Annotated in this window: 22 protein-coding genes; 13 read left to right on the top strand and 9 right to left on the bottom strand. The window is 40.8% G+C overall.

The window, feature by feature from the left end:
- A partial coding sequence (locus NWP22_RS17560) for a helix-turn-helix domain-containing protein (RefSeq protein WP_280802168.1) occupies window positions 1-114 on the bottom strand: 114 nt, incomplete at its 3' end.
- 9 nt (window positions 115-123) lie between these two features.
- Window positions 124-774, bottom strand: coding sequence for an IS607 family transposase (locus tag NWP22_RS17555; protein WP_280802167.1), 651 nt, complete (start codon window positions 772-774; stop codon window positions 124-126).
- An 87-nt stretch (window positions 775-861) separates the two neighbouring features.
- Here NWP22_RS17555 and rppB point away from each other — a divergent pair, with 87 nt between their 5' ends.
- Window positions 862-2,238 carry a two-component system sensor histidine kinase RppB gene (rppB, locus tag NWP22_RS17550; protein WP_280802166.1) on the top strand — a complete coding sequence of 459 codons (1,377 nt, stop codon included), beginning with the start codon at window positions 862-864 and terminating at the stop codon, window positions 2,236-2,238.
- Window positions 2,239-2,270: 32 nt separating this feature from the next.
- Here the strand turns inward: rppB and NWP22_RS17545 are convergent, their stop codons facing one another.
- Complete coding sequence (locus NWP22_RS17545) at window positions 2,271-3,239, bottom strand: SDR family oxidoreductase (RefSeq protein WP_271734345.1); 969 nt, start codon at window positions 3,237-3,239, stop codon at window positions 2,271-2,273.
- A 371-nt stretch (window positions 3,240-3,610) separates the two neighbouring features.
- Between NWP22_RS17545 and treZ the strand changes: the two genes are divergently transcribed.
- Entirely contained in the window at window positions 3,611-5,446 is a 1,836-nt protein-coding gene (gene treZ, locus NWP22_RS17540) for a malto-oligosyltrehalose trehalohydrolase (RefSeq protein ID WP_280802165.1), read from the top strand.
- A 23-nt stretch (window positions 5,447-5,469) separates the two neighbouring features.
- Window positions 5,470-8,301, top strand: coding sequence for a malto-oligosyltrehalose synthase (gene treY / locus NWP22_RS17535; protein ID WP_271734347.1), 2,832 nt, complete (start codon window positions 5,470-5,472; stop codon window positions 8,299-8,301).
- Between the two features lie 28 nt (window positions 8,302-8,329).
- Here the strand turns inward: treY and thyX are convergent, their stop codons facing one another.
- On the bottom strand, window positions 8,330-9,052 hold the full coding sequence (gene thyX, locus NWP22_RS17530) for an FAD-dependent thymidylate synthase (RefSeq protein ID WP_271734348.1): 723 nt from the start codon (window positions 9,050-9,052) through the stop codon (window positions 8,330-8,332).
- 566 nt (window positions 9,053-9,618) lie between these two features.
- On the opposite strand from thyX, the gene NWP22_RS17525 reads away from it, so the two are divergent.
- On the top strand, window positions 9,619-9,834 hold the full coding sequence (locus tag NWP22_RS17525; RefSeq protein ID WP_271734349.1) for a chlorophyll a/b-binding protein: 216 nt from the start codon (window positions 9,619-9,621) through the stop codon (window positions 9,832-9,834).
- Between the two features lie 140 nt (window positions 9,835-9,974).
- Window positions 9,975-10,556, top strand: coding sequence for a thioredoxin family protein (locus tag NWP22_RS17520; protein WP_271734351.1), 582 nt, complete (start codon window positions 9,975-9,977; stop codon window positions 10,554-10,556).
- A 57-nt stretch (window positions 10,557-10,613) separates the two neighbouring features.
- Here the strand turns inward: NWP22_RS17520 and NWP22_RS17515 are convergent, their stop codons facing one another.
- Both NWP22_RS17515 and ruvC read right to left on the bottom strand, forming a co-directional pair.
- A complete protein-coding gene (locus tag NWP22_RS17515) occupies window positions 10,614-11,126 on the bottom strand; it encodes a hypothetical protein (RefSeq protein ID WP_271734353.1) in 513 nt (170 codons plus the stop codon).
- A 425-nt stretch (window positions 11,127-11,551) separates the two neighbouring features.
- The gene (ruvC, locus tag NWP22_RS17510; protein WP_280792199.1) at window positions 11,552-12,043 is read right to left on the bottom strand and encodes a crossover junction endodeoxyribonuclease RuvC; all 492 of its coding nucleotides are present in this window, start codon (window positions 12,041-12,043) and stop codon (window positions 11,552-11,554) included.
- 152 nt (window positions 12,044-12,195) lie between these two features.
- On the opposite strand from ruvC, the gene NWP22_RS17505 reads away from it, so the two are divergent.
- Both NWP22_RS17505 and tsaE read left to right on the top strand, forming a co-directional pair.
- On the top strand, window positions 12,196-13,566 hold the full coding sequence (locus NWP22_RS17505; protein WP_271734355.1) for a gluconeogenesis factor YvcK family protein: 1,371 nt from the start codon (window positions 12,196-12,198) through the stop codon (window positions 13,564-13,566).
- A gap of 7 nt (window positions 13,567-13,573) precedes the next feature.
- Complete coding sequence (gene tsaE, locus NWP22_RS17500) at window positions 13,574-14,032, top strand: tRNA (adenosine(37)-N6)-threonylcarbamoyltransferase complex ATPase subunit type 1 TsaE (RefSeq protein WP_271734359.1); 459 nt, start codon at window positions 13,574-13,576, stop codon at window positions 14,030-14,032.
- 242 nt (window positions 14,033-14,274) lie between these two features.
- Here tsaE and NWP22_RS17495 read toward each other — a convergent pair whose 3' ends face one another.
- The 3 genes from NWP22_RS17495 to NWP22_RS17485 all read right to left on the bottom strand — a co-directional run bounded on the left by NWP22_RS17495 (window position 14,275) and on the right by NWP22_RS17485 (window position 19,081).
- Window positions 14,275-14,853 carry a Uma2 family endonuclease gene (locus tag NWP22_RS17495; protein WP_271734357.1) on the bottom strand — a complete coding sequence of 193 codons (579 nt, stop codon included), beginning with the start codon at window positions 14,851-14,853 and terminating at the stop codon, window positions 14,275-14,277.
- Between the two features lie 152 nt (window positions 14,854-15,005).
- Window positions 15,006-16,907 (bottom strand): hypothetical protein, encoded by a 1,902-nt coding sequence (locus NWP22_RS17490; protein WP_280802164.1) that lies wholly within the window; start codon window positions 16,905-16,907, stop codon window positions 15,006-15,008.
- A gap of 197 nt (window positions 16,908-17,104) precedes the next feature.
- A complete protein-coding gene (locus NWP22_RS17485) occupies window positions 17,105-19,081 on the bottom strand; it encodes a hypothetical protein (RefSeq protein WP_280802163.1) in 1,977 nt (658 codons plus the stop codon).
- A 254-nt stretch (window positions 19,082-19,335) separates the two neighbouring features.
- Between NWP22_RS17485 and NWP22_RS17480 the strand changes: the two genes are divergently transcribed.
- The 6 genes from NWP22_RS17480 (at window position 19,336) to NWP22_RS17455 (ending at window position 23,806) form a co-directional block, all read left to right on the top strand.
- The gene (locus tag NWP22_RS17480; protein ID WP_280802162.1) at window positions 19,336-20,508 is read left to right on the top strand and encodes a DegT/DnrJ/EryC1/StrS family aminotransferase; all 1,173 of its coding nucleotides are present in this window, start codon (window positions 19,336-19,338) and stop codon (window positions 20,506-20,508) included.
- A 48-nt stretch (window positions 20,509-20,556) separates the two neighbouring features.
- A complete protein-coding gene (locus tag NWP22_RS17475; protein WP_271731040.1) occupies window positions 20,557-20,916 on the top strand; it encodes an ATP-grasp domain-containing protein in 360 nt (119 codons plus the stop codon).
- 119 nt (window positions 20,917-21,035) lie between these two features.
- The gene (locus NWP22_RS17470; RefSeq protein WP_271731041.1) at window positions 21,036-21,941 is read left to right on the top strand and encodes an LbetaH domain-containing protein; all 906 of its coding nucleotides are present in this window, start codon (window positions 21,036-21,038) and stop codon (window positions 21,939-21,941) included.
- Window positions 21,938-22,567 carry a hypothetical protein gene (locus NWP22_RS17465; RefSeq protein WP_271731042.1) on the top strand — a complete coding sequence of 210 codons (630 nt, stop codon included), beginning with the start codon at window positions 21,938-21,940 and terminating at the stop codon, window positions 22,565-22,567. Before NWP22_RS17470 ends, NWP22_RS17465 begins: the two co-directional genes overlap by 4 nt.
- 16 nt (window positions 22,568-22,583) lie before the next feature.
- On the top strand, window positions 22,584-23,504 hold the full coding sequence (locus NWP22_RS17460; RefSeq protein ID WP_271731044.1) for a ketoacyl-ACP synthase III: 921 nt from the start codon (window positions 22,584-22,586) through the stop codon (window positions 23,502-23,504).
- Window positions 23,505-23,554: 50 nt separating this feature from the next.
- Entirely contained in the window at window positions 23,555-23,806 is a 252-nt protein-coding gene (locus tag NWP22_RS17455) for an acyl carrier protein (protein ID WP_271731046.1), read from the top strand.
- Window positions 23,807-25,414: the final 1,608 nt, after the last annotated feature.

The following is a 25,414-nucleotide window of genomic DNA, read 5'->3' as shown; positions in this document are numbered from 1 at the left end:
ATTCCAAGTAGCTAAACCCCAGTTATAAGTAAACCTGGCAATACCTGCGTGTTTATTCATTATTATTTCTTGGGCTTGACTCAGTTTCAACTTTGTTTTAATGGATAAAAGCATTGCTCGACCTCAACACTGTATTTCTTTCTTGTCTAATTGTGTCAGATATTGTTTAGGTTCGTCAATAGCTTTTTTAAGGGTTTCCTTGATTTGCTTGGAATAATTTCTCAATCCGTACAAGCGACCAGAAAAACAATGAATGATTGCCATTAATTCCTCGACTAATTCCTGTTGTGGAGATAGTGATTCTTGATTGGCTACAATAATTTCACATCCTACAGATGTAGCTAGTTCCAGGATAAAATCAAAAGCAAATCGGCACATTCTATTGTGTGCCACAACAATCGTTGAAATTTCGCCCCTTAACATCGACATCATTATTATTGACAGAAATTTATTTCTTTTAAAATTTAAACCTCCACCAATTTCTGATACCCAATCATCAACAGATAATCCCCTATTTAAGCAAAAAGTTTCCATTGCAGCTATTTGATTTTTTAGTTCCGGTTTTTGCCCACTAGATGATACCCGACAATAAACTATTACTTTTCGTTTTGATTCAATAGGTTTCAGTCCTTGGGCTATCAATAAGTCATCTTTAGTATAGAAACGATGTCCTGATAATGTTCTTTTAGCAGGAAGCTTCCCAAATGAATCCCATCGTTGTAATGTCTTGACTGACACCCCAATTTTCTCTGCAAACTCATGAGGTTTAAACATAAATACACTTATAGGTTTGTAGATAAGTGTATAGGCTTGTCTATTTAATTCTCAACTAGGCTACTACTCTCAACTTGATTCTCGGCTATGAATAGCTACTCACTTTTTTGGCGCAGTCGTCTACGGCTAGCCCTTTGGTATGCTGGGGTCATGGGTGTGATTTTGAGTGTTTCTGGGTTGGGGATGTATCGAGCAATGGTACAAACAAACTGGGCAGCAATGGAGCGCGAAATAGAATCAATTGCGGGAACTTTACACGATAGCGTCGAACCACTACTACCCGCTGGGGAAGAACCTACTGCTGTGCTGCAACAAATTTTTCCTGATCTGTGTTTGAGTGGGGAACCTTGTCAGGCTACGCCAACCCTGATTCAACGACACACCATTGGTATCAGCGATCGCACCACATATTATATTCGGCTGTTCAATCATCAAGGTAAACTCCTGGCTTTTTCACCCAATCAACCCCTATCTGTGCCGCCAACTCTCAACCGCAATTCATGGCAAACCTTCCGCACCGCTAAGGGTATTCGCTATCACCAATTCACCACGATTTTACATAGTGCCAATGCTGATTCATCCTGGGGCTATTTGCAAATTGGGCGCACTTTAGAACATTTTGATCAGGAAATCAGGCGAATTCAATCGATTATGGCCATTGGTTTGCCTATTGCTTTGAGCTTGGTTGCTACTTCTAGTTGGTGGCTTTCAGGATTAGCAATGCAGCCGATTTACCACTCCTATCAGCAACACCAACAATTTACCGCCAATGCGGCCCATGAATTGCGATCGCCCCTGGCTAGCCTGTTGGCAACTGTGGAAGCTATTCTGCGCATACCCCAATCAAATCCACAGGATATGCAAATAATGCTTTATACTGTTGAGCGCCAAGGACGACGATTGAGCCATTTGATCGCGGACTTACTCTTGTTAACCAGTCTTGAGCAAAATTCAGATGGAGAGCAATTTTCGCTTCCTTGTTGCTTAAATGATTTGGTGAGCGATTTGACCGAAGAATTTTTAGAGATGGCCACTGCTGGTGATATTCACTTAACCTGCCAAATTCCCACTTACGAGGTTTATACTTTAGGTAACGAATCCCAACTTTACCGTTTAGTGTCAAACTTGATTGCCAATGCCATTCAGTACACACCCACTGGGGGATATGTAACTGTTAGCCTAGTCAAGAGTGATTACACTGCTGTGATTGCGGTGAAAGATACAGGGATTGGCATTGGGCTTGCTGATCAGGAGCGAATTTTTGAGCGCTTTTACCGTGTTGATGGCGATCGCTCTCGTAAAACCGGAGGTACAGGGTTGGGGCTAGCCATTGCTCTGGCGATCGCCCAAAAACATCAGGGGATTCTCAAAGTTGAAAGTCAGGTGGGAAAAGGTAGCATTTTCATGCTAGTATTGAAAATACAACGGCTAGAAACACGTGGCACTGAACTACCTCACGAGTAGTATGGCTAGCGCCACGCTATCGCTATCAGAAACTATGACAGCGGTAAACCAATTTTCTGTGCTGTCTCCCTGGCCATATCCCAGACATCTTGGGATGTGATGCCGCCGGTACCTCGCCAATTGCCACTGATGCCTGTATAATCTCCCATGGGCTGAAATACGTTACCGTCGGTGATGTGGGCTGGTTTGTGATCCTGAAAGTGATCCTGATCAACTTGCTTTGCCATCATCGGTTCATATAGGTCTGGGGCTAAGGTTTTTTGTAATATCTGCAAGTATACAGCTTGACCAACGACAATTTCTCGCTGTGGTTTATTCACTAACTCGACAATGGCATCAGCTACCTGTTTAGCCGGGTATACAGGGGTCATGGCCTTAGTTTGGCGACCGGTGTAATTGGCAGCGTGTTGAAAAATTGGTGTATCTATAGAACCTGGTAGTACTGTACAAACATGAATGTCTTTGGCATTATCTAAATACAATTCCATGCGCAGAGAGTCGGAAAGACCACGAATCGCATATTTACTGATGGTGTAAGGGCTGGTGTATGGCTGACCGGTTACCCCCACTACTGAGGAAACATTGATCAGGTTACCGCTACCTTGTTCTCGGAAGTACGGTAACACAGCCCGCGCACCGTAAATATAACCAAATAGATTGGTTTCAATTACCTGGCGAAATACTTCCGGGGGTGCTTCTTCAAATCTGGCAAATAAACTAACAGCGGCATTATTTACCCATACATCAATTCTGCCAAAAGATGCGATCGCCCGCTGGGTTAATTCTTGAACTTCCGACTCATTACTAACATCGGTTGGTATGGCTAGAGCCGTTCCACCCAAGTGTTGACATTCTTGGGCTACTTCTTCGAGTGCTGTTTGATTCCGTGCTGCTAAAACTAATGTTCCCCGTTTTTTGGCAAATTCTAGAGCTGTCGCCCGTCCAATACCGGTTGATGCACCTGTAATTACAATGACTGAATTTCTAATCGGTCGTGTCATATTTCTTTCTCCACCAGAGGATGTATGATTTAGCGTTATTGCCTTTAATTACTTAAAAATACTCGTACCAATCCTATAGAAAATATTGACATTTTTATCACAACCTTAAGATAGATATTTCTAATTATGATTATTCCCAGTCCAGGAGTAACTTGCAGTTCATTAAAGCCTTTTTCAGGCTCATGAAGTACACACCAATTCCCTATTCCCTGTTCCCTGTTCCCTGTTCCCTGTTCCCTCAAACTAAAAAAAATTGTATCTCACGACCATGGGAAATGCTATATAAATCTACCTCTGAATATTTCCAGTGATGGAATAAAAAGCGTCATTACCGAGCTAAAGTCAAATTACAATCATTCTCTGGCGGTGTTATGAAAATTGGCACTGATTATTTAGGTGATGGTGTTTGTACATTTACCGTTTGGGGTCCCAATTTAGCAACAGTCTCACTGGAAATTATCTCCCCCCAGCGGCGCTTACTTCCGATGCAGCAGTTAGGGGAATATTGGCAATTTACCGGGAGAGATATTGCTCCAGGAACACAATATTTATATCTATTAAATAATAGTGAGTCTCGACCTGACCCAGCATCACATTTTCAGCCTTTAGATGTACATGGACCTTCCCAAGTTATAAATCATAGTTTTGGTTGGAGTGATCACAGTTGGTCTGGTATTCCATTGGAAACGATGATTATCTATGAGTTGCATGTTGGTACTTTCACCCCGGAGGGAACCTTTAGGGCGATTATTCCCCGACTCCCAGATTTACGAGAATTGGGAATAAATGCTATTGAACTTATGCCTGTAGCCCAATTTCCCGGAGAACGCAATTGGGGTTATGATGGTGTTTATCCCTTTGCGGTCCATAATTCTTATGGTTCCCCTGAGCAGTTAAAACAATTAGTTGATGCTTGTCATCAAGAGGGAATAGCTGTAATTTTAGATGTGGTTTATAACCACTTTGGCCCAGAGGGTAATTATACAAGTCGCTTCGCACCTTATCTCACAGAAACTTATCGCACTCCTTGGGGTAGTGCGATTAATTTTGATCATGCACATAGCTATAATGTGCGGCAATTTTTTATTCAAAATGCCATATATTGGTTAACTGAATTTCATATTGATGCTTTACGCTTAGATGCTATTCACGCTATTTATGATTTGGGTGCAAAACACTTTTTAGCTGAACTGGCTGAAAATGTAGCTGTGCTTTCTGCGCAACAGGGACGGAAACTATATTTAATTGCTGAAAGTGATTTAAATGACCCGCGTATTATTCGCCCACCTGAGTTGGGTGGTTATGGGATTGATGCTCAATGGAGTGACGACTTTCATCATTCATTATATAGTTTGTTGACAGGCGATCGCACAGGATACTATCAGGATTTTGGTCTGTATGAACATCTAGTAAAAGCCTACAAAGATACTTTTGTTTATGACTGGCAATATTCCCATTATCGCCAACGTTATCACGGAAATAACACCAGCGATCGCCCTCCATCTCAATTTATAGTTTACAGCCAAAATCATGACCAGATAGGTAACAGAGTTTTAGGTGAAAGATTATCGCAACTGGTAAATTTTGACTCCTTAAAATTAGCTGCTGGTATAGTTTTACTTTCTCCCTATATTCCCCTGTTATTTATGGGGGAAGAATATGGCGAACAATCACCATTTATATACTTTGTTAGTCATTCAGACCCCCATTTAATTCAAGCAGTTAAACAGGGACGTAAACAGGAATTTTCGGGTTTTTCTGCTCAAGGAGAACCTCCACCCCCAGAGTCAACTAACACCTTTAACCTCTGTAAGCTGAATTGGGAAAAACGCCAAGCAGGTCAGCATCAAGTTTTATTATCATTTTACCAAAATTTGATTCAGATACGCCGCGAAAATCTCTCTTTATTACAAAGCAGCAGAGAAAATTTAGAAATAGGATTTTATGAAGATAAAAAGCTAATTTTATGGTGTAAATGTCGGGAAAATAACCAGATATTTTGCGCCATGAATTTTCAGAATTATCAAGTTAGGTTTAACCATAACTTTGCAAGTAATAATTGGGTTAAAGTTTTAGATTCTGCTGCAACTAAATGGTTAGGTAGGGGTTCACAGTTACCGGATAAAGTTAAATTACAGCAGCAATTAACCCTACCTCAGCAAAGTTTTGTAGTTTATCAAAAATCAACACCCACAGACAAAGAATAACCTAAAAAGGAGTTATTTTTGCTATGCGCATACCTACAGCAACTTATCGCATTCAATTCAATTGTACATTTAATTTTAATTCGGCTGAAAAAATTGTCAATTATCTGGATGATTTAGGTATTTCTGACCTATACGCATCACCAATATTTAAAGCCAGAATAGCTAGTACTCACGGCTATGATATAGTTGACCCTAATCAGTTAAACCCAGAGTTAGGAACACCAGCAGATTTTGCGGCTTTAGTTGCAGAACTAAAACAGCATAATATGGGGTGGTTACAAGATATTGTTCCTAACCATATGGCTTATGATAGCCAAAACCAATATCTGATGAATGTTCTAGAAAATGGTAGTAATTCTGTTTATGCAAACTATTTTGATATTTCTTGGAATTCTCCCATAGTTAATGGATTTGGTGAGAATCAACAACAACTATTAGCACCTTTACTTGGTAACTTTTATGGTGATTCTTTGGAAAATGGGGAAATTAAACTTAAATATGGTCAAAATGGCTTGAGTGTTAATTATTATGATTTGAGCTTCCCACTGAAACTGGAATCTTACGCTACGTTTCTGAATCAAAATATAGCTAAATTATCTGAAGTTTTAGGGAGAAATAACCCCATATTTGTCAGACTTCTAGGTATTCTTTATGTAGTCAAACATATACCTGCTGATGTCACAGCAAAGGAACGACAAGACCAAATTGATTTTGTCAAAGGATTGTTGTGGGAACTCTATACAGATAATAGAGATTTTAAAGGATTTATTGATAATAATATCAATTTTTTTAATGGTCAACCCGGTAACCCAGAAAGCTTTAATCTTTTAGATAGTTTACTCTCTGAACAATTTTTCCGCCTCGCTTTTTGGAAGGTGGGCGCAGAAGAGATTAATTACAGGAGGTTTTTTACTATTAACGAGTTAATTTCTGTTAAAAGTGAAGATTTTCAGGTATTTGAACACACCCACAGTTTAATTACTAACTTGGTGAAGGAAAATCAAATTACCGGTTTACGAGTTGACCATATTGATGGTCTTTATAACCCAACTGAGTATTTGCAGAGATTACAAGCAAAAGTAGGTGATACATACATCATAGTTGAAAAGATTCTGGAAGCGGGAGAAGATTTACCTCACTACTGGTCAATTCAGGGGACTACGGGTTATGATTTCTTAAATTATCTGAATGGTATTTTTTGTCAATCTGCAAGTGAAGATGATTTGACTAAAACTTACTGTAATATTACGGGGTTTAGAACAGACTATGAGCAACTGACTGTTGATAAGAAGCACTTAATTTTAGAAACAAATTTAGCAGGAGATGTTGATAATTTAACTTATATTTTTAAGAAAATAGCGAGTAAACATCGTTACGGTAATGATTTTACCATTAATGGTTTAAAAAGAGCGATCGCCCAAATCCTCACTTTATTTCCCATTTACCGCACTTATACCCATCAGAGTGAGATTTTAGCTGCAGACCGCCAATATATCACAGCAGTAATTCAACAAGCTAAATCAAATCTACCTCTATTACACCATGAATTAACTTTTATTGAAAAAGTCCTGTTACTGGAATATGAAAATTCTCTCACACCAGAAGACCAAGAGCAATGGCTGTATTTTGTCATGCGACTACAACAGTATACTGGTCCGTTAATGGCTAAAGGCGTTGAAGACACTGCATTATATGTTTATAACCGGTTTATTTCCTTAAACGAAGTCGGTGGAAACCCAGCTAAATTTGGTTTGACTCTTACCGATTTCCACGACTTTAACCAACAGCGCCAAACTCGTTGGCTACACTCGGTGAATACTACCTCTACCCATGATACTAAAAGAGGTGAAGATGTTCGCGCCAGATTAAATGTTTTATCAGAAATTCCCGAAGAATGGCAAAAACAAGTTTATGGATTTTGTGAAATTAACCGTGTTCACAAAACCAGTATAAATAAAACTTTATCCATACCAGATACTAATGACGAATATCAATTATATCAGATGCTCATAGGGGCATTGCCATTTTTTGAACATGAGTATAGCAATTTTAATGACCGCATTCAAGATTATGTACTCAAAGCTGCTAGAGAAGCTAAACTTTATACAGCATGGCTGCGACCCAATCAAACCTATGAAAATGCTTTAACTAAATTTGTGGCCGAAGTCTTAAAATTATCCCCAGAAAATAAATTTTGGCAGAAATTTTTACCCTTTCAGCAAAAGGTCGCCTACTATGGTATTTTTAACTCTTTATCTCAGACATTAATAAAAATCACCTCCCCAGGAGTTCCAGATTTTTATCAAGGAACTGAACTTTGGGATTTGAGTATGGTAGACCCGGATAATCGTCGTCAAGTTGATTTTGAAATTCGCCAGGATCATCTCAAATTCATTAAACAACAAATCCAGAGGGATATTTTAAACTTGATAGATGAACTATTAGCCACCAAAGAAGATGGTAGAATAAAGTTATTTCTCACTATCCAAGCCTTAAAAGCCAGAAGGGAAAACATCAGGGTTTTTCAAGAGCGTGGCTATATCCCCTTAGAAACTGGGGGAAAATTCTCAGACCATATCATTGCTTTTGCGAGAATACATGGTGATGATCAAATAATTACCATTGCACCCCGCTTTCTTACCAGTGTAATTCAACCAGGTGAATATCCTCTTGGTTTATCAGTCTGGGATGACACTTATATTAGTTTACCACCATCCGCGTCTTTGATGTGGCAAGATAGCATTACCGGGGAAAAGCTCAAAGCTGATCAAAATATCGCAGTTGGGGAAGCACTGCAAAACTTCCCCGTAGCACTTTTAAAAAAGTGTAACTCGGATCAAAAAACTTGGCGATAACGTGGCTTAAACTATACCTTGACAAAATTCAAGGAGCTAACCGAGCTTTACCTTGACGCTGCTTTTCATACCATTGTGCGATCGCCGGTGTCCATTCTACAAAATGAGGCCACATCAGTTCACACAACTTTTGAATTTCCAATTGAGCATCCTTTTTATATCTCATATCACAAAAGTGCATGAAGGAGCGTAAATTGAAACTGACCACAAAATGCTGGCGATAATCAAAAGGTACCTTACCTCTAGCGTGTTCCTCAGACATTCCCCCCTCAAAATCGGCTTTATAACGCTTCGCAGCTTCCAGACACCATGCTAAATCCGCTGTGCGTTGTTCGGGAGAATAGTAATATTTTTTACCATTTCTATCGGAGTAATAACCAACTGGACGCAGGTAAAAAACCTCTTCAATGTCTTTTTTGCCTTCCACTACATCAATAAATTGGTTACCCGTATACCTAAAAGACTGGACATCGAAAGATACAGATATTCTATGAGTACGAGCCTGCTGCATCACACTATGGGGGAAATAACCACAGTTGAAAACAATTTGGGGATGCTCCAATGGTCCATAATGTCCCCTCTCCCCCGCTAATAGTCGCTTAAGAATAATTTCGCCACATTTTGACTCTGTAGGCCAGGAGTCACGCTGATCATACACCAAGCCATCACTATAATCTTGGTGCATGGCAGCGTAAATCACCTGCTGAGGATTTGGTGTTTTGGCAATCACCTCTACTCGAAATCGATCCATTGATAAATTGCAGCCTGTTCGTTAAATGTCTTTGACACTCCCCACGTCTAAAGCCGGGGGATTCTTGAAGAGTCACCAAACTGACCTTCAATGGTGCTGGCAAAAACACCCTACACGCTCATAACAACATCAATGCAAAAGGTATTGCAATTGCGCTTACTTTTTTTTTGCTTTGGTGAGTCCATCGCAATGCCAGTTAGGTACGCTCAACATCCTGCCATTATTCGCCCTTTAACTATTCCAAATCAAGTTGGATATGTCCGTTGCCGGGATTTCTCCGCACTAGGATGAATCATCACGTAGATGGTTATTCTTACTCCCTTTGACTATTATACCACTGTGGCTAAAGCCAGTCAATCGTTCTAATGCGACTAAAGTCCCTATCGACTTATCCCCATGTCTAAAAGCCATTGGCTCAGGTCTCGTTTTCTGGTCAACCCAATTTAACCCACTACCCAACCAAGATCAGGGACTATCCTCAAAATTAATTCAGTTCAGATAGTTTACAAAAATTAATCTGTTTGTTATAATTATTTACATAAGAACTAAAAAACCGGAAAAATTATATGCGTAGCAACACAAGCATTGTTGACGACCAAGGTCTAATGAACAACTTTGCCATTGAGCCAAAGGTTTATGTAGATGAGCAAGGCGATCGCACCGGGTTTACTCCCTACGCCGAATTACTCAACGGTCGTTTAGCAATGATTGGTTTTGTCTCTCTTATAGCCTTAGAAGTATTCACAGGACATGGTATCTTCGGCCTTTTGGCAAGCCTGTAAAAATTAATCTTGACTTTAACATATAAAATATTATTAAGACGTTTATAGTAAACGTCTTTAATTTTATGGAGAGTTCGATGGTATTTTGACAGTAACGCACCAGCAAGAGCCGTTGTCAGATTAAATTATCAGGGTGAACTATGGTTTTAACTGCTTCCACAATGTTGCCATTAGGCACACAAGCACCAGATTTTCATCTACCAGAAGTGGTATCTGGAAAAACAATTTCCCTAAATACATTTGCTGATAAAAAAGCATTGTTAATCATGTTTATTTGTCAGCATTGCCCATTTGTCAAACATATTAAAACGGAATTAGCCCTGCTAGGAAAAGATTATTTCAACAGTGAGTTAGGTATCCTTGCTATCAGTGCCAATGATGCGGAAAAATACCCAGATGATGGGCCAGAGTCTTTGAAAGCAATGGCCAGAGAACTTGATTTGAAGTTTCCTTTGTGTTACGACCAGACCCAAGAAACTGCAAAAGCTTATACAGCAGCTTGTACACCTGATTTCTTCCTATTTGACTCAGAAGGTAAACTGGCTTATCGGGGACAACTAGATGATAGCCGTCCCAGTAATAATCAACCGGTGACAGGTGCAGATTTACGCAGTGCGATCGCCGCAGTGTTGGCCGGTCAACCCATTACCATAGAACAAAAGCCTAGTATTGGCTGCAATATTAAATGGAAACCCGGTAATGAACCCAGTTATTTTGGGTGATTGCGGTTGGGGATGAAAGCAATTCATCCCCGGTTCCCAGTCCCAAAAAAACCTTGGTTAGTGATGAATTTCCAGATTCAAGATGTAACTTCCCAATTGGACTTTTTCAGCCCATAATTCATATTCCAGATGCAAATACTCTGGTAAATAACTTCCCTTGAGTGAGAGGATTTTCGTAAAATTTCGTAACCGCATGGGGGTATGAGATTGCAAAGACTCTGTAGGTAACCAATAACGGCTCAGTCCATAAACGCCTTGTTCCCAGAAATGACGATAACTAACTTGATCATGACCTTGCATAGTCATAATTACGCGGTAGGGCGAAATCTCCAGCCACAAAATTCGCGGACTTCTGGGGGTTTGAGCTTGCTTGTGATTTCCGTGATAGATGTCTTGTGAACCTAAAGAACTGGCCACTTCACAGGTAATTAGGGGCGGTACTGTCAACAGTAAATGGAATTTATCCGTATCTTTTTGATACAGTGTACCGTCAGTCTCAACCACAGACCGGAGGGGCAGATCAGTGGAAATAAGTGATAAACATACAGGCTTGCGGTGATGGGTGAGCATGGGAGCGATGGGAGCTAAACGCTATTGAATGAGATAAAAATAACACTAATACTTTTAGCTGTGACAATCAGCAAGTAAAGGGTCAAACATCCTCAATACTAACTGAATTTGCTGATTGGGTAAGTGAAATAAGTTAACACAAAAATCCCTAGAAAAATCAAAAAATCTAAAATATTTTAGTATGAACTACCTCTAGTTGGCTTCCCCTAAACTGGAGGTATAGCAGTAACCACAAGTGTTAGGACATTTCCCTGTTCCCTGTTCCCTTAAAACCACAATTAGAAGGAACTACCTCTAGTTGGCTTCCCCTAAACTGGAGGTATAGCAGTAACCACAAGTGTTAGGACATTTCCCTGTTCCCTGTTCGGTGTGTTCCCTGTTCCCTTAAAACCACAATTATGATGTCCTAACGTGTATGCGTAGTGCTATAGTTCATACCAAGCCGTCAAAGCCACCGCCAAAGCATCAGCAGCATCATCTGGTCGGGGGATCTCATCTAAATCCAATTCCCGCGCCACAGCATCTTGCACTTCAGACTTATCGGCATTACCATAACCGGTTAGGGCTTGTTTAATTTGGGCGGGAGTAAATTCCACATAGGTCAGCTGATGCTGTGCTAAAGCTAACAAAAGCACACCTCTAGCCTGTGCCACAAGAATTGTACTCGACATCCGATAGAAAAATAATTTTTCTACCGCTACCAAATCTGGCTGTAATTCCTGAATCACAGTGTGTAAATCGTCAAATAAGGTACATAGGCGCTGTCCCATCTCCATTTTAGCAGAGGTCTGGATGACCCCGAAATCTACCATTTTCACCGATGTATCGGTGATTTGAGCGGGATTCTGGGTGCAACTAATTAGCCCGAAGCCCAAAATTGCTAATCCCGGATCTAATCCTAAAATACGTTTTTCCATTAAATTCAAGTTGAAAGTCACACTGGCAAGTTTGACCACTTGCTGCTAATCTAAAATCCTGAATCAAGTTGAAATTTCACATTTGATGTTAAGACCAAGTAGGGTAAGTTTCCTGTTAATCATTTATTTTGTAGCACTGGTCTGAATCAGGTATGTCAATTGGTTTTCTCAATCGGCTTCTTAAAGCCCTGCAAAAGCAGTCTACCTGCTTCACCTCTCACCGTCTCAACCAGTGGTTCAAGTGGTTATCCCCAGGACTAGCTATAAAACGTTGGTTACTTATCAGTCTGGGGGGTGTACTGTTGGCAATTTTGGGGTTAGCAATATCGGTGAAGCTAACCCCAATTTTTTGGGCTATAGAGTTGCTTAGGAGTTTTTTGGCAGTAATTGCTGAGGTTTTACCCCACTATATTAGTGGACCGTTGGTGTTACTGGCTGGTTTACTGTTGCTGCTTTGGGGTCAAACTCGGACTGTAGGCTCAATTACTCAGGTGCTACGACCAGATAGCGAAGAGGAATTAATTGACGTTCTGATGGCACATCGCCGATTATACCGCGGTCCAAAAATTGTCGTGATTGGTGGTGGTACAGGACTTTCTACTTTATTACGGGGATTGAAAACCTATAGCGCCAATATTACCGCTATTGTAACTGTAGCTGATGATGGTGGGTCTTCGGGGCGGTTACGTCAGGAATTTGGTGTTTTACCACCGGGGGATATTCGTAATTGTGTAGCAGCACTGGCAAATGAAGAAAAGTTATTAACAGAATTATTTCAATATCGTTTTAAGGCTGGGGATGGGTTGATAGGCCATAGTTTTGGCAATTTGTTTTTAACTGCTATGACTGATATTACTGGGGATTTAGAACAGGCGGTAGCAGCCAGTTCTAAGGTGCTAGCTGTACAAGGACAAGTGTTACCGGCTACTCTAAGTGATGTTAGTCTCTGGGCAGAATTAGAGGATGGTCGTCGCGTTGAGGGAGAATCTAGTATTCCTGAAGCCGGGGGTAAAATTGTCAAAATTGGGTGTATCCCCCCAAATCCGCCGGCTTTGCCCGCAGCAATTAAGTCCATTAAGGAGGCGGACTATATTATTATCGGCCCTGGTAGTTTGTATACTAGTATCATTCCGAATTTACTTATACCAGAAATCGCCGATGCGATCGCCAAATCTACAGCCCCTCGCATCTACATTTGCAATATTATGACTCAACCAGGAGAAACCCAGGGATATACTGTTGGTGACCATATTCAAGCTATTGATGCAGTCTGCGGAAACAGACAACTGTTTGATGCGGTTTTAGTACACAAAAAATCTCCCTCTGCGACATCACTCATCCGTTATGCTCAACAAAATTCCCATCCAGTATTCTTGGATAGAGAAAATGTCACCCTATTAGGGCGGCGAATTGTTCTAGCTAATGTCTTACATGAAGATGAAACAGGTTACGTGCGTCACAATCCCCAGAAACTAGCACGAGTGTTATTACGGTGGTACAGTGGAAATCATCATGGCAAGTGAATTCAAAATGGAACCAGAAAAAATATCCCATTTTGACCCGTCTGGGAATATTGTACTTACAGATGCACAGGCAACTCTCAGCTTAGGCATTGCACTTGGTCAAAACCTCACTCCTGGGACTGTAATTTTATTAGAAGGTGATTTAGGCAGTGGTAAAACTACCCTAGTGCAGGGAATTGGTCAAGGTTTAGGCATCACTGAATCAATTGTTAGTCCTACTTTTACCCTGATTAATGAGTATACCCAAGGGCGTATACCTCTATACCATTTAGATTTATATCGCCTAGAACCCGCTGAGGTTGTGGCTTTGAACCTAGAAACCTATTGGGAAGGTGTGGAGGTGATACCGGGAATTGTGGCCATTGAATGGCCAGAACGAATGTGCTACAAGCCGGATAGTTATCTGAGGGTGTTATTGACCTATGGGGAAGACGGGACTCGTCAAGCCCAAATTACTAGGCTCTAGATATGGTTTAGCTGTAGGCTAAAAGAGCGATCGCCTGAAGCCACACAAGTTCAAAAAGCGATCGACCAAAAGGGAACAGGGAACAGGGAACAGGGAACAGGGAACAGGGAATACACCCAACACACACAAAAAACAATCAAATCCAGTCCCCTTTCCCTTATAAAGGGAAAGGTGAGGGTGGGGTCAAATAATATTCGATACACTAATCATGACTTGACAAACATCCTCTTACCGGTTAAACATCATCCCCAAATTTTCCCCAAATTAACTACCAACCCAGGTAAAACATCCTCACCAGACAAGGTTAATGGCAATTTTAAAACCTCTACCTCTTGTCCAGGACGATAAATTTCTACTTCCTGTTTTTTCCGATTTATTAACCAACCTAAACGACAACCATTTAAGATATATTCCTGCATTTTCTCCTGAACTTTTTTCAAATTATCCGATGGTGACATAATTTCAATAGCAAAGTCAGGACATAGGGGAATGAACTTTTCTTTTTGTTCTTTAGTCAACCCATCCCAACGAGATTTTTCTACCCAAGAAACATCAGGAGAGCGATCAGCACCATTTGGTAAAGTAAAACCTGTGGAAGAATCAAAAACCTCTCCTAGCCCCGTTGCTTCATTCCATGATGTTAGTTGAAATATTAAATTAACATTAATTTTTCCGGTTTCCCCTCCCGTTGGTGGCATGATAACTAGTTGTCCTTGGGCATTGCGTTCTAATTTTAAATCGGGGTTTTCTGCACACAGTTGGTAAAACTGCTCTCTATTTAGTTGAATAATGGGATTGAGATTTAATGTTAGTGCTGTCATATAGTCATCCTATTTGACTTGAGAAATTATCAGTGAGGAAAGGGAACACACCGATCAGGGAACAGGGAACAGAAATTGTTCATGAATCATTTAGGATTGCTATATTAACTACCCTGCTATATAAATCCTAGACAAGTCTAGACATTTATTTCTTACTTCAATGAGCAAGTCTCTAGGTATTTTTGGTAAACAATTTCCCCAAATTTTTCCGGTTCTCCCTGGGTGAAGGGGGACTCTTCCACCTTAGTTTGAATATATTGACTCAGCTGTGATCTTTGCTCATGGTCATCAATCAAGCTGACAGCCCTGGCAATATACTCTTCTACAGACGGGGTAACCAGTTGGGCTGGTAGTCCTAATCTTTTGAACAGAGCTTTCTCTGAGGTCTGGGGTAAAAACGGCCCATCCAGACAGATACTAACCACACCACAGTGGCTACAGTCATAAATGGTATTGGTATGGCCGAAGGGAAAGGGGCTGAGGGAAAGATCACACTCCCTTAACTGGCGCATATAATCTTTGTAGTCTTGGTGTTTGAAGACAGTGACGCTGTTGCCCAGAAAAGACTGGATGGTTCTTTTGATGTAATGGTAACTTATGCCCTGGGCTAAGGCTAGGAAAAAGCGGAAGTGCAGGGGCTGGGTGGCTTGGTCTCGGATGGAGCGACAGGCTGCAAGGAAGGGCATGGAGAGTTTCATGGAGGTGGCTGATACCGCCACTATTACCGGTGATCCGGGGAGTTTTGCCCCCCGCTCCGGCTGACTGGCTTTGATCTCAGCTAGATCGGGATGATCTGCCCAGGGGAAACTGCTGACTGGAAAATACAAAGGTTGCTCACTGAATAGGGATGTTGTCAACTCAACATCGTCTCGTACGGTAATAAAGTCTATGCGTTGGGAATGGGTGGAGGCGGGATGACCACCGCTCATGATTTGTAGGGGGGCAAAACGCACAGAGGAGGCCATGACTGTATGCAGCCCCATACCAATACTGGGCATATAGATGACCGCGGGGGCAAGATTCCGCATAATGGTGTGAATTTCTGGGATTTGAACCCAAATGTCTCCCGATAGGCCAATGTGGCGGTCAAACAGCGCCATCCCCACTTCATCAATTTGAGATATTGGTCCCACACCAATGACATTAAAGTGCTTTTTCAAACTCTTGATTGCAGGAGCATAACAGCGATACATGGCAGATTTGCACTGCATCCACTCGTGTACCACTACCAAGGTGGGGAGGTTGCCGGGTTTAGGGACTGATTGCTGTAATTGGGCTGGGGTAAAATCCTCTATTTTCCAGGAGGCTAAAATCTGCCTGGCTAATTGGTGAATGGGTTTTTTTATGTCTTCTTTGTTGAGTCCATCAGCATAACTGCAATACATATAGGTAGCCACGAATATGGGGAGGGGGAGTTCCTGGGGTTGCTGAATTTGCAGCAGCCGTTGGGGTAGTTCCCGCAGGAGGATTTGTTTTTTTTCGTGGGCGCGTTTGGAACCGCAAAAGGGTGGGGAGAGTAAGGCAATCATCAGGCTAGTTACCCCAATGGGATCCCATTCCCAAGCCTGTAAAATGGTATCAATTGTTATGTGCGATTCCAGGCTATAGAGCAACAGGACTTTGCGGAAATCCTGACGTTTGAAGGCGGTTTTGTTATCCTCATTGGTATCATTCAAGCCGGCAATAATATGGTCAGCATTCTGATAGGAAGTGGCTTGAAAGATCAGGGCTAGCCAGCGATGTTGGATAATTAAGTATTGAAAGTCTGGGTAGCTAATTTCATGGAGTTGGGGATGGAGAAAGAGAGCGCCGATGGCGTTAGCTATGCGGGTGTAGCAATGCTCAAGGGCGGAGTCCTGGGGTAGTTCGTTATTTATGTCAATGGTGACTCCCTGAAAATTGCCATGGAACAAGCCATTTCCGTTGGAAAGACCCAGGAGCAAGTTTTTTAATATCTCTATGGCTTTTGGTACATCCGAGTGTTTTTTGGAAAAGCACACTCTTTCAAATTCCATGAGATTAAACACTGGGGTGGGATTGTTCTGGGCTTCCATGATGGTGCTATTTGTTCTATTTATTGGTATTGGCTGGAGAAGGGGGCAAAAGTTGATTTAGGGAACAGGGAACAGGGAACACACCCAACACACAAAAAACAATCAAATCCAGTCCCCTCCCCTTGCAAGGGGAGGGTTAGGGTGGGGTCAAATAATATTCGATACACTAATCATGACTTGACAAATATCCTCTGAGGTTACTGTGAGCAAGTCTCTAGGTATTTTTTGTAAACAATTTCCCCAAATTTTTCAGGTTCTCCCTGGGTGAAGGGGGACTCTTCCACCTTAGTTTGAATATATTGACTCAGGTGTGATCTTTTTTCGTGGTCATCAATCAAGCTGACAGCCCTGGCAATATACTCTTCTACAGACGGGGTAACCAGTTCGGCTGGTAGTCCTAACCTTTTGAACAGAGCTTTTTCAGCGGTCTGGGGGAAAAACGGTCCATCCAGACAGATACTCACCACACCACAGTGGCTGCAGTCATAAATCGTATTGGAATGGCCAAAGGGAAAGGGGCTGAGGGAAAGATCACACTCCCTTAACTGGCGCATATAATCTTTATAATCTTGTTGGGGGAATACAGTGACGCTGTTGCCCAGAAAAGAGTGGATGATTCTTTTGATATAATGGTAACTGATGCCCCTACCCTCGGCTAGGAAAAAGCGGAAGTGCAGGGGCTGGGTGGCTTGATCGCGGATGGAGCGACAGGCTGCAAGGAAGGGCATGGAGAGTTTCATGGAGGTGGCTGATACTGCCACTATTACCGCTTCTCCGGGGAGTTTTGCCCCCCGTTCCGGCTGACTGGCTTTGATCTCAGCTAGATCGGGATGATCTGCCCAGGGGAAACTGTTGACTGGAAAATACAAAGGTTGCTCACTGAATAGGGATGTTGTCAACTCAACATCGTCTCGTACGGTAATAAAGTCTATGCCTTGGGAATGGGTGGAGGCGGGATGACCACCGCTCATGATCTGTAGGGGGGCAAAACGCACAGAGGCGGCCAAGACTGTGTGTATTTCCATGCCAATACTGGGCATATAGATGACTGCGGGGGCAACACTCCGCATAATGGTGTAAATTTCTTGGATTTGAACCGGAATGTCCGCAGATAGGGCAACGTGACGGTCAAACAGCCCCATGCCGACTTCATCAATTTGATATAGTCGCCCTACCCCAATGACATTAAAGTGCTTTTTCAAACTTTTGATTGCAGGGGCATAACAGCGATACATGGCAGATTTGCAGTGCATCCACTCGTGCATTACTACCAAGGTGGGGAGGTTGCCGGGTTTAGGGACGGATTGCTGTAATTCCCCTGGGGTAAAATCCTCTACTTCATGGGAAGCTAGAATCTGCCTGGCTAATTGGTGAATGGTTTTTTTAATGTCTTCTTTGTTGAGTCCCTCAGCATAACTGCAATTCATATAGGTATGGGCGAAGAGTATGGGGAGGGGGAGTTCTTGGGGATCCTGAATTTGCAGCAGCCGCTTAGGCAGTTCCCGCAGGAGGATTTGTTTTTTTTCGTGGGCGCGTTTGGAACCGCAAAAGGGTGAGGAGAGTAAGGCAATCATCAGACTAGTTACCCCAAAGGGATCCGATGGCCAAAACTGTAAAATGGTATCAATTTTGATGCCGGATTCCAGGTTATAGAGCAATAGGACTTTGCGGAAATCGTTACCGTTGAAGGTGATTTTTTTCTCGCCGCTGGTGGTGTTGAAGGCGGCAATAATGTGGTCAGCATTATGATAGGAACTGGCTTGAAAGATGCGGGATAGCCAGCTATGCAACATCATGAATAATTTAAAGGCCGGGTAGCTAATTTCATTGAATTGGGGATGGAGGAAGAGAGCGCCGATGGCGTTAGCTATGCGGGTGTAGCAATGCTCAAGGGTGGCATCGTGGGGTAGTTCATTATCCGTGTCCATGGTGACTCCCTGAATGTCGCCATAGAGCAAGCCAGAGCCTTGTGACATATTGATCAGCAAGTCTCTTAACATATCTAGGGCTTTTGCCACATCAGAGTCGGTTTTGGAGAAGCACAATTTTTCAAATTCCGTGATATTAAAGCCGGGATGGGCATTTTCCTGGGGTTGAGTGATGGTGCTGTTTTCTTTATTGGTCTTGGCTGGAGATGAGGGCAAAACTTGATTGTTATTTTTATGCTTTTTCATATTTCTCAGATTTTTCATTTGCTGTATATTCAGAAGAGGAAAGACCCCTTTTATAAAAGCACTGAAGCTATTTACATCCGACGGCTTACAGTGTAATATAAAAAAGTCACAGCGTAAAGCGTTATACTTCTGCCAAGTCCGTTTACTCCCTGTACACCGTAGAACGGGAGCCACCGCAGGGGGTGGCGTATTTGTATACATCCTATGGTGATGTTATCAAAAAATGGTATAAAAAAGTATGTAATAATATAACAATGTTAAATCAACTCTCTGACCTGGCTTTTTTCGGCGGGGAACCGAAATTTAAAGAAAAACTCTATGTCGGTCGCCCCAATATTGGTAACAAAGACCGCCTGTTAGCTCGCATTAATGACCTGTTAGATCGCCGTTGGCTATCCAATAACGGTGTATTTGTACAGGAATTTGAGCAGCGCCTAGCTGACTACCTGGGGGTTAAACATTGTATCGCTGTTTGCAATGGTACTATTGCCCTAGAGTTGGTAATTCGCGCCCTGGAGTTGCAGGGTGAGGTCATTATTCCCTCTTTTACTTTTATTGCCACAGCCCACGCTTTACAATGGCAAGAAATTACTCCGGTTTTTTGTGATATTGACCCCCAAACCCATACTATTAACCCCTGGCGGGTGGAGTCTTTAATTACACCCCGCACATCAGGTATTATTGGTGTCCATGTTTGGGGACAGCCTTGTCATGTGGAAATGCTGGCGGAAATTGCCGAGAAACATGATCTCAAGCTGATGTTTGATGCTTCCCATGCTTTTGGGTGTTCACACGGTGGTAAAATGATTGGTAACTTTGGCAGCGCGGAGGTGTTTAGCTTCCATGCGACCAAGTTTATGAATACCTTTGAAGGGGGTGCAATTGTCACCAATGATGATGAGTTAAATCAGAAGCTGCGGTTAATGAAAAACTTTGGCTTTTCTGGTTTTGATAATGTCATCTATTTAGGTACTAATGGGAAAATGTCGGAGGTATCCGCCGCTATGGGGTTAACTTCCCTAGAAAGTATGGAGGAGTTTATTGAGGTTAACCGCCGCAACTATGACTGTTATCAAGAAGGTTTAGCTGGTATTCCTGGGGTGTCCTTGTTTCCTGTGAATCAGGCTGAAAAGCATAACTATCAGTATATTGTCTTGGAGATAGACGAGGAGAAAGCCCAAGTTAGTCGGGATATGTTAATCAAGATTCTCCATGCTGAGAATGTGATTGCGCGGCGCTATTTTTATCCCGGTTGTCACCGTATGGAACCCTATCGCTCTTATTTCCCCCATGCGGGTTTGTTGTTACCTGAGACTGAGAAGTTAGGTCAGAGGGTGTTGGTTTTACCCACGGGGACAGCGATTTCTGAGGAGGATATAGGAAAAATATGTCAGATTATCTACTTAACTAGTAAATCAAGCAAATAACTCATAAACTCTAATCTCAGTTTAAGATATTTTGATATAAAAAATGAAATGGTTAAAAATTTATTAAATACAAAAATTCTAATTACAGGAGCTTGTGGCGTTACTTCTCGATCCGTAGTAAGAAGTTTAAAAAAGAGTTCAATATTCAATAATGTGCGAATTATTGGTACTGATATTTGCGAAAATCCATATGGATTATATGAAGGACTTTATGATCGTATATATAGAGTTCCTTTCTGTAGTAATCCTGAATATCATAATATCATGACCTCAATTTGTGCTGAGGAAAAAATTGATGCTGCAATTATCATTCCAGAATTAGAAGTGCTTTACTGGTGTAAAAATCAAATTCCAGTTAAAACCTTATTACCGCCCCCTTTATTCCAGAGAAATGTTTTTTGCCATTAGAAGCTAAGAAATAAGTTGATAACCGGAGTATACACAATTATTAAATTTTTATAATTTTATTAAACTTAAAAAAAAGAAACCAGGTAACAAGGATTAAAGTCTAGGAGATATTAACAGTAATGCCCATAAGAGTGCCGGATAATCAATTATCACTATCTCAGCTTTTCCCCGACCAAAGAATTATTAAAGATGGCGATTTTTCCCATCTTAATAAACCCGATGCTGAAGATGAAGGAGCTTTAGTCTATTGTGAAAATGAAAAGTTTTTCCAGCAAGCGGTACAGAATCCTTATGTTTCAGCCATAATTACAACCAGGGTGTTTGCCGAAAGATGTCCCATTTCCTGTGTTATTAGTGACACTCCCAGGTTAGAATATTATCGTCTTTACAATCATCTCCAAAGCCAAGGGCTGTTATCGCCGGTGATGGAATTTGGCAGGGGAAATTTATGTCAAATACATCCCACAGCCCTTATTTCTCCTAAGTCCTTGATTGATGATGGTGTAGTCATTGAACCCCAGGTGATTATCGGGGATAATGTGGTGATTGGGAAAGGAACTTATATTGCAGCTGGTACGGTGATTGGTACAGATGGATTAATGCCACTTTGGGATACTGATGGTACTGCTTTGAGAGTACATCATGCGGGCAGTGTGGTCATTGGTAATCATACAAATATTTTAGCGAACTCAGTAATTGTCCGTTCCGTGTTTCCAGAACCCACAACTATTGGTAATAACACTTATATAGGCATCATGACAAATATTGGCCATGATGCCTATGTTGGTAATCAATGTTTTATTGCTGGTAATTGTGTCATTGCGGGTGTGGCTCGTATTGAAGACGGAGTAAAAATCTGGGCTTCATCTAGCATTACTCATGGTTGCCATGTGGCTAAAAATGCTCAAATCATGATGGGCAGTGTTGTCATTAGTAATGTGAAGGAGGGAGAGGTTATTTCGGGCAACTTTGCCTACAATCACCGCCAACATACTACTAAATATTTAAAGGAAAGCAAAGGATGATCATTATACCGGATTTTGATATAGAAATTCCCTTCAAAGGCACACGCAATTATTTACAGAGTTCAGATGTGTATAATGCTCTATGTAATGGGATTATGGAATTTACTGGTATTACTGATTTTCATCTAATGAGTAAAACTAAACTAGTATTTAGAAATTTTGCTCAACACCCCCTGCGCGCCGTGTTTCAATCACATCATACTAGTGCCAAGGCGGTATTTAGCTTTGAAATTAATGATGTTAAATATAGATGTGAATTGATAGAAAGGGAAGCAGAAGTACAAAATCGGATTGCGTTTAACGAAGAAGCAATTATCACCGAATGTGTCTTTGATTTAGATCACAAAACAGTTGCTTTTGCTTCTATCGCAGATTTTCCCTATACTCCCATAGAAATAGTTGTCGCCGCTAATAAAAGCTTACATATGCAGTATTTTTACCAAAATCCTGGGAAATGGTTATTCACGGAAATTTTTACCGAAAAACCTCTAAAAGATATATATTTTGACACCATGAAAATTATGTTAAAAACCTGTTTAGGTACAAGGTTAACCAAAAGTGCCATCATTTTAGATGATACCGAGTGCGGTTATATTTGTTTTTCCCTTAGCCCAAGTAACACCTGATGCAATTAACAAACCTATGATTGGTATAGAAGAAGTTGCTTATTATATTCCCCCAAATAGACATAGCAATTATAATTACCTGGAAAAATTTAGTTTAGATTCCTCTTTTATAGAAAATAAATTAGGAGTGAGACAGGTTGCTATTGCCTCGCCATCAGAAACCACCTTTGATTTATGTACCCAGGCTTACACAGAGCTTTTAAAAAAAGTTACGATTAATAGTAATGAAATTGACTGCATCAGCGTTGTTACTCAAACTCCCGGCGAAAATATTCCTCATATTGCTGGGAAGATACACGGATATATCAACGCCCCTCCCACTTGTGCTTGCTTTGATATATCCTTGGGGTGTTCGGGTTATGTTTACGGGTTAACTATACTTAAAGCCCTGATGGAATCACAAGGATATAATAGGGGGTTACTATTTACTTGTGATCCTTATTCTAAAATCATTAACCCCGATGATAAAAATACATCTCTACTATTTGGTGATGCGGCTACTGTAACCTTATTATCCCACGAGCCAGTTTTGAGCATAGGAGTCAGTACAAATAACACTTTAGGCAAAGGTGCTCAGGAATTAAAAACCGAGAATGGTAATTTAGTCATGAATGGCAGGGCTGTTTATAATTTTTGTGTGCAGAACATTCCTCAAGATGTTAAAAAAGCATTAAGTTTGAATAGGGTTAACATAGAAGATATTGATATGTTTATTCTACACCAGGGGAGTAAATTTATTGTGGATTCCATCCGCCAGCGGTTAGGGATAGCGGCAGAAAAAGTCCCTTTCTTTGCCCATGAGTATGGAAATACAGTTTCTTCTTCCATACCCATCATCTTATCTGATTTTATCGATAAAAATCATGTGAAAAAAATCTTGATTAGTGGATTTGGTGTAGGTTTGTCATGGGCTACTAATGTGCTGATGCGTATATAGTATAATATAATTTTAATCTAGTTTAATCTAGTGATTTTTGAGGAGAATTTATGAGTTACTGTACTGCCCAAGATATTATCGAGATTGTTCGAGAGTTGGATTTAAGTACCATTAAACCACAACAACAAATATTTGCAGATGTGCCACTAAGTCAACAGGGGGTTGATTCTCTAGACAAAATGAATATCTTTATGTTATTGGAGGAAAAATACGAGATTAAAATACCTGATGAGGACTTTGATGATTTGAACACTTTTACGATGATTTCCGATTATATTAATCAAACAATCCCCAATTGTTGATACAGAGTAAGAGCATCTTAATTAGGCTTGACATAAGGGCTGAGAGGAATCTAATGTAGAGTCAATGAAACATCCTCTGAGAACTCGAATCATGTAATCGTTATCCATACCAGTGCGTTTCATTTATTTTACCCGGAGTAATTATTGAGGAATGTGTAGCAATTGGTACTTTAAGCCTGGTGAATAAAAATTGTCAATCTTTCACAATTTATGCTGGTTATCCGATCAAACGAATTGCACCCAGAAAACAGGATATTATAGAAGTTGAGAAATCTTTTCTCAAAACAGAGAAACTTATCTCAGCACAAAAGCTCAAGCGAAAAATCGCCTGAGTAGTGAAACTAAGGTTATCAATTTGAGAAAAGGTTAAAGTATTAACACTGACAGTTGTCAAGGTGCAGCATTTTCCTAATAACCTTGCTTGTGGAATATTCATACTAAATGCATGAAGATACCACTATCTACCACTACCACGCTCATCAGCAAAACTTACAGTTATCATTGTTGTTTTCATGATTCCAAAATCAATTAAATATTCCTCAACATTTAAACCGGTGATAATTGACATCTAATAGCTGTTCACTGCGGTTAACTAGGGTTACCTATTCTCGCAGATAATATGGAACTATAGGTATGTCAACTAACTCAAACCATCCGACGAGATTGCTTTGATCAGCAATATCCCTAAAGTTGCCAGCAGTTTTTAATACTTACACTGTTTTTTTATCTGCCGCCACTACTGTTATTCCTATTGCTTCATTGTTTTGATTGTCCCGATAAATAGTGATTAAGTGTCTGTCATAGGATGCTGATTCATCTGGTCTTGTTCCGATTTGCTCCCTAGTATTAAGTTAGTCAGCAAAGTTAAGGAAGAAAATCAAAAATAATCAGAAATATCAGAATTAAGTTTTCAGACCTTCAATTAAATGAATACAAAATTTTTATATGTATCAAACATAGTTTTGAAAAAAATGCCTGTTTACTTAACCCTAGTTATTGAATACCTGGTTTAAATCCAAAATCCGGATAGTTTACACACAAAAACTCATATTTAAAATATATATCCTCAACTTATCCTTGTCAGTGGTATTCCCCTGTGGGATTGGGGATTTACAGAGCAACAGTTACTGATAGTAGATGAATGAGATTAATTTATTTAAATGATTTTTATCAGAAGTTATACTTATAAATCTATGTAGGTGAAAATAGCTATAAACATCAGATTGTATATTGACATATAGTATTTCCCATGATCGTGAGTTACAAAGTTTTTTAGTTTGAGGAAATAGGGAATAGGGAACAGGGAACAGAATATCAGGGGGTATTGTGGTTTCGACTTCGCTCAACCACCGAAATCAATATCTTCCTGTAAGCGCAGTCGAAGGGAACAATATCAGGGGGTATTGTGGTTTCGACTTCGCTCAACCACCGAAATCAATATCTTCCGGTAAGCGCAGTCGAAGGGAACAATATCAGGGGGTATCGTGGTTTCGACTTCGCTCAACCACCGAAATCAATATCTTCCGGTAAGCGCAGTCGAAGGGAACAATATCAGGGGGTATCGTGGTTTCGACTTCGCTCAACCACCGAAATCAATATCTTCCGGTA

This window comes from Anabaenopsis tanganyikae CS-531 (assembly GCF_029891675.1).
Classification (GTDB): Bacteria; Cyanobacteriota; Cyanobacteriia; order Cyanobacteriales; family Nostocaceae; genus Anabaenopsis; species Anabaenopsis arnoldii.
The sequence above is the reverse complement of the archived record's forward strand: the minus strand, read 5'-3'. Positions and strand labels throughout refer to the sequence as shown.

Bases quoted from the DNA above. Each gene is read 5' to 3' on its own strand.
- treZ (WP_280802165.1), top strand. From the start codon at position 3,611: ATGAAAATTGGCACTGATTATTTAGGTGATGGTGTTTGTACATTTACC.
- NWP22_RS17495 (WP_271734357.1), bottom strand. From the start codon at position 14,853: ATGACAGCACTAACATTAAATCTCAATCCCATTATTCAACTAAATAGA.
- NWP22_RS17455 (WP_271731046.1), top strand. From the start codon at position 23,555: ATGAGTTACTGTACTGCCCAAGATATTATCGAGATTGTTCGAGAGTTG.
- NWP22_RS17475 (WP_271731040.1), top strand. From the start codon at position 20,557: ATGGTTAAAAATTTATTAAATACAAAAATTCTAATTACAGGAGCTTGT.
- NWP22_RS17485 (WP_280802163.1), bottom strand. From the start codon at position 19,081: ATGAAAAAGCATAAAAATAACAATCAAGTTTTGCCCTCATCTCCAGCC.
- NWP22_RS17520 (WP_271734351.1), top strand. From the start codon at position 9,975: ATGGTTTTAACTGCTTCCACAATGTTGCCATTAGGCACACAAGCACCA.
- NWP22_RS17515 (WP_271734353.1), bottom strand. From the start codon at position 11,126: ATGCTCACCCATCACCGCAAGCCTGTATGTTTATCACTTATTTCCACT.
- NWP22_RS17505 (WP_271734355.1), top strand. From the start codon at position 12,196: ATGTCAATTGGTTTTCTCAATCGGCTTCTTAAAGCCCTGCAAAAGCAG.
- NWP22_RS17545 (WP_271734345.1), bottom strand. From the start codon at position 3,239: ATGACACGACCGATTAGAAATTCAGTCATTGTAATTACAGGTGCATCA.
- ruvC (WP_280792199.1), bottom strand. From the start codon at position 12,043: ATGGAAAAACGTATTTTAGGATTAGATCCGGGATTAGCAATTTTGGGC.
- NWP22_RS17555 (WP_280802167.1), bottom strand. From the start codon at position 774: ATGTTTAAACCTCATGAGTTTGCAGAGAAAATTGGGGTGTCAGTCAAG.
- thyX (WP_271734348.1), bottom strand. From the start codon at position 9,052: ATGGATCGATTTCGAGTAGAGGTGATTGCCAAAACACCAAATCCTCAG.
- NWP22_RS17490 (WP_280802164.1), bottom strand. From the start codon at position 16,907: ATGGAAGCCCAGAACAATCCCACCCCAGTGTTTAATCTCATGGAATTT.
- tsaE (WP_271734359.1), top strand. From the start codon at position 13,574: ATGGAACCAGAAAAAATATCCCATTTTGACCCGTCTGGGAATATTGTA.
- NWP22_RS17525 (WP_271734349.1), top strand. From the start codon at position 9,619: ATGCGTAGCAACACAAGCATTGTTGACGACCAAGGTCTAATGAACAAC.
- NWP22_RS17470 (WP_271731041.1), top strand. From the start codon at position 21,036: ATGCCCATAAGAGTGCCGGATAATCAATTATCACTATCTCAGCTTTTC.
- NWP22_RS17465 (WP_271731042.1), top strand. From the start codon at position 21,938: ATGATCATTATACCGGATTTTGATATAGAAATTCCCTTCAAAGGCACA.
- NWP22_RS17480 (WP_280802162.1), top strand. From the start codon at position 19,336: ATGTTAAATCAACTCTCTGACCTGGCTTTTTTCGGCGGGGAACCGAAA.
- treY (WP_271734347.1), top strand. From the start codon at position 5,470: ATGCGCATACCTACAGCAACTTATCGCATTCAATTCAATTGTACATTT.
- rppB (WP_280802166.1), top strand. From the start codon at position 862: ATGAATAGCTACTCACTTTTTTGGCGCAGTCGTCTACGGCTAGCCCTT.
- NWP22_RS17460 (WP_271731044.1), top strand. From the start codon at position 22,584: ATGATTGGTATAGAAGAAGTTGCTTATTATATTCCCCCAAATAGACAT.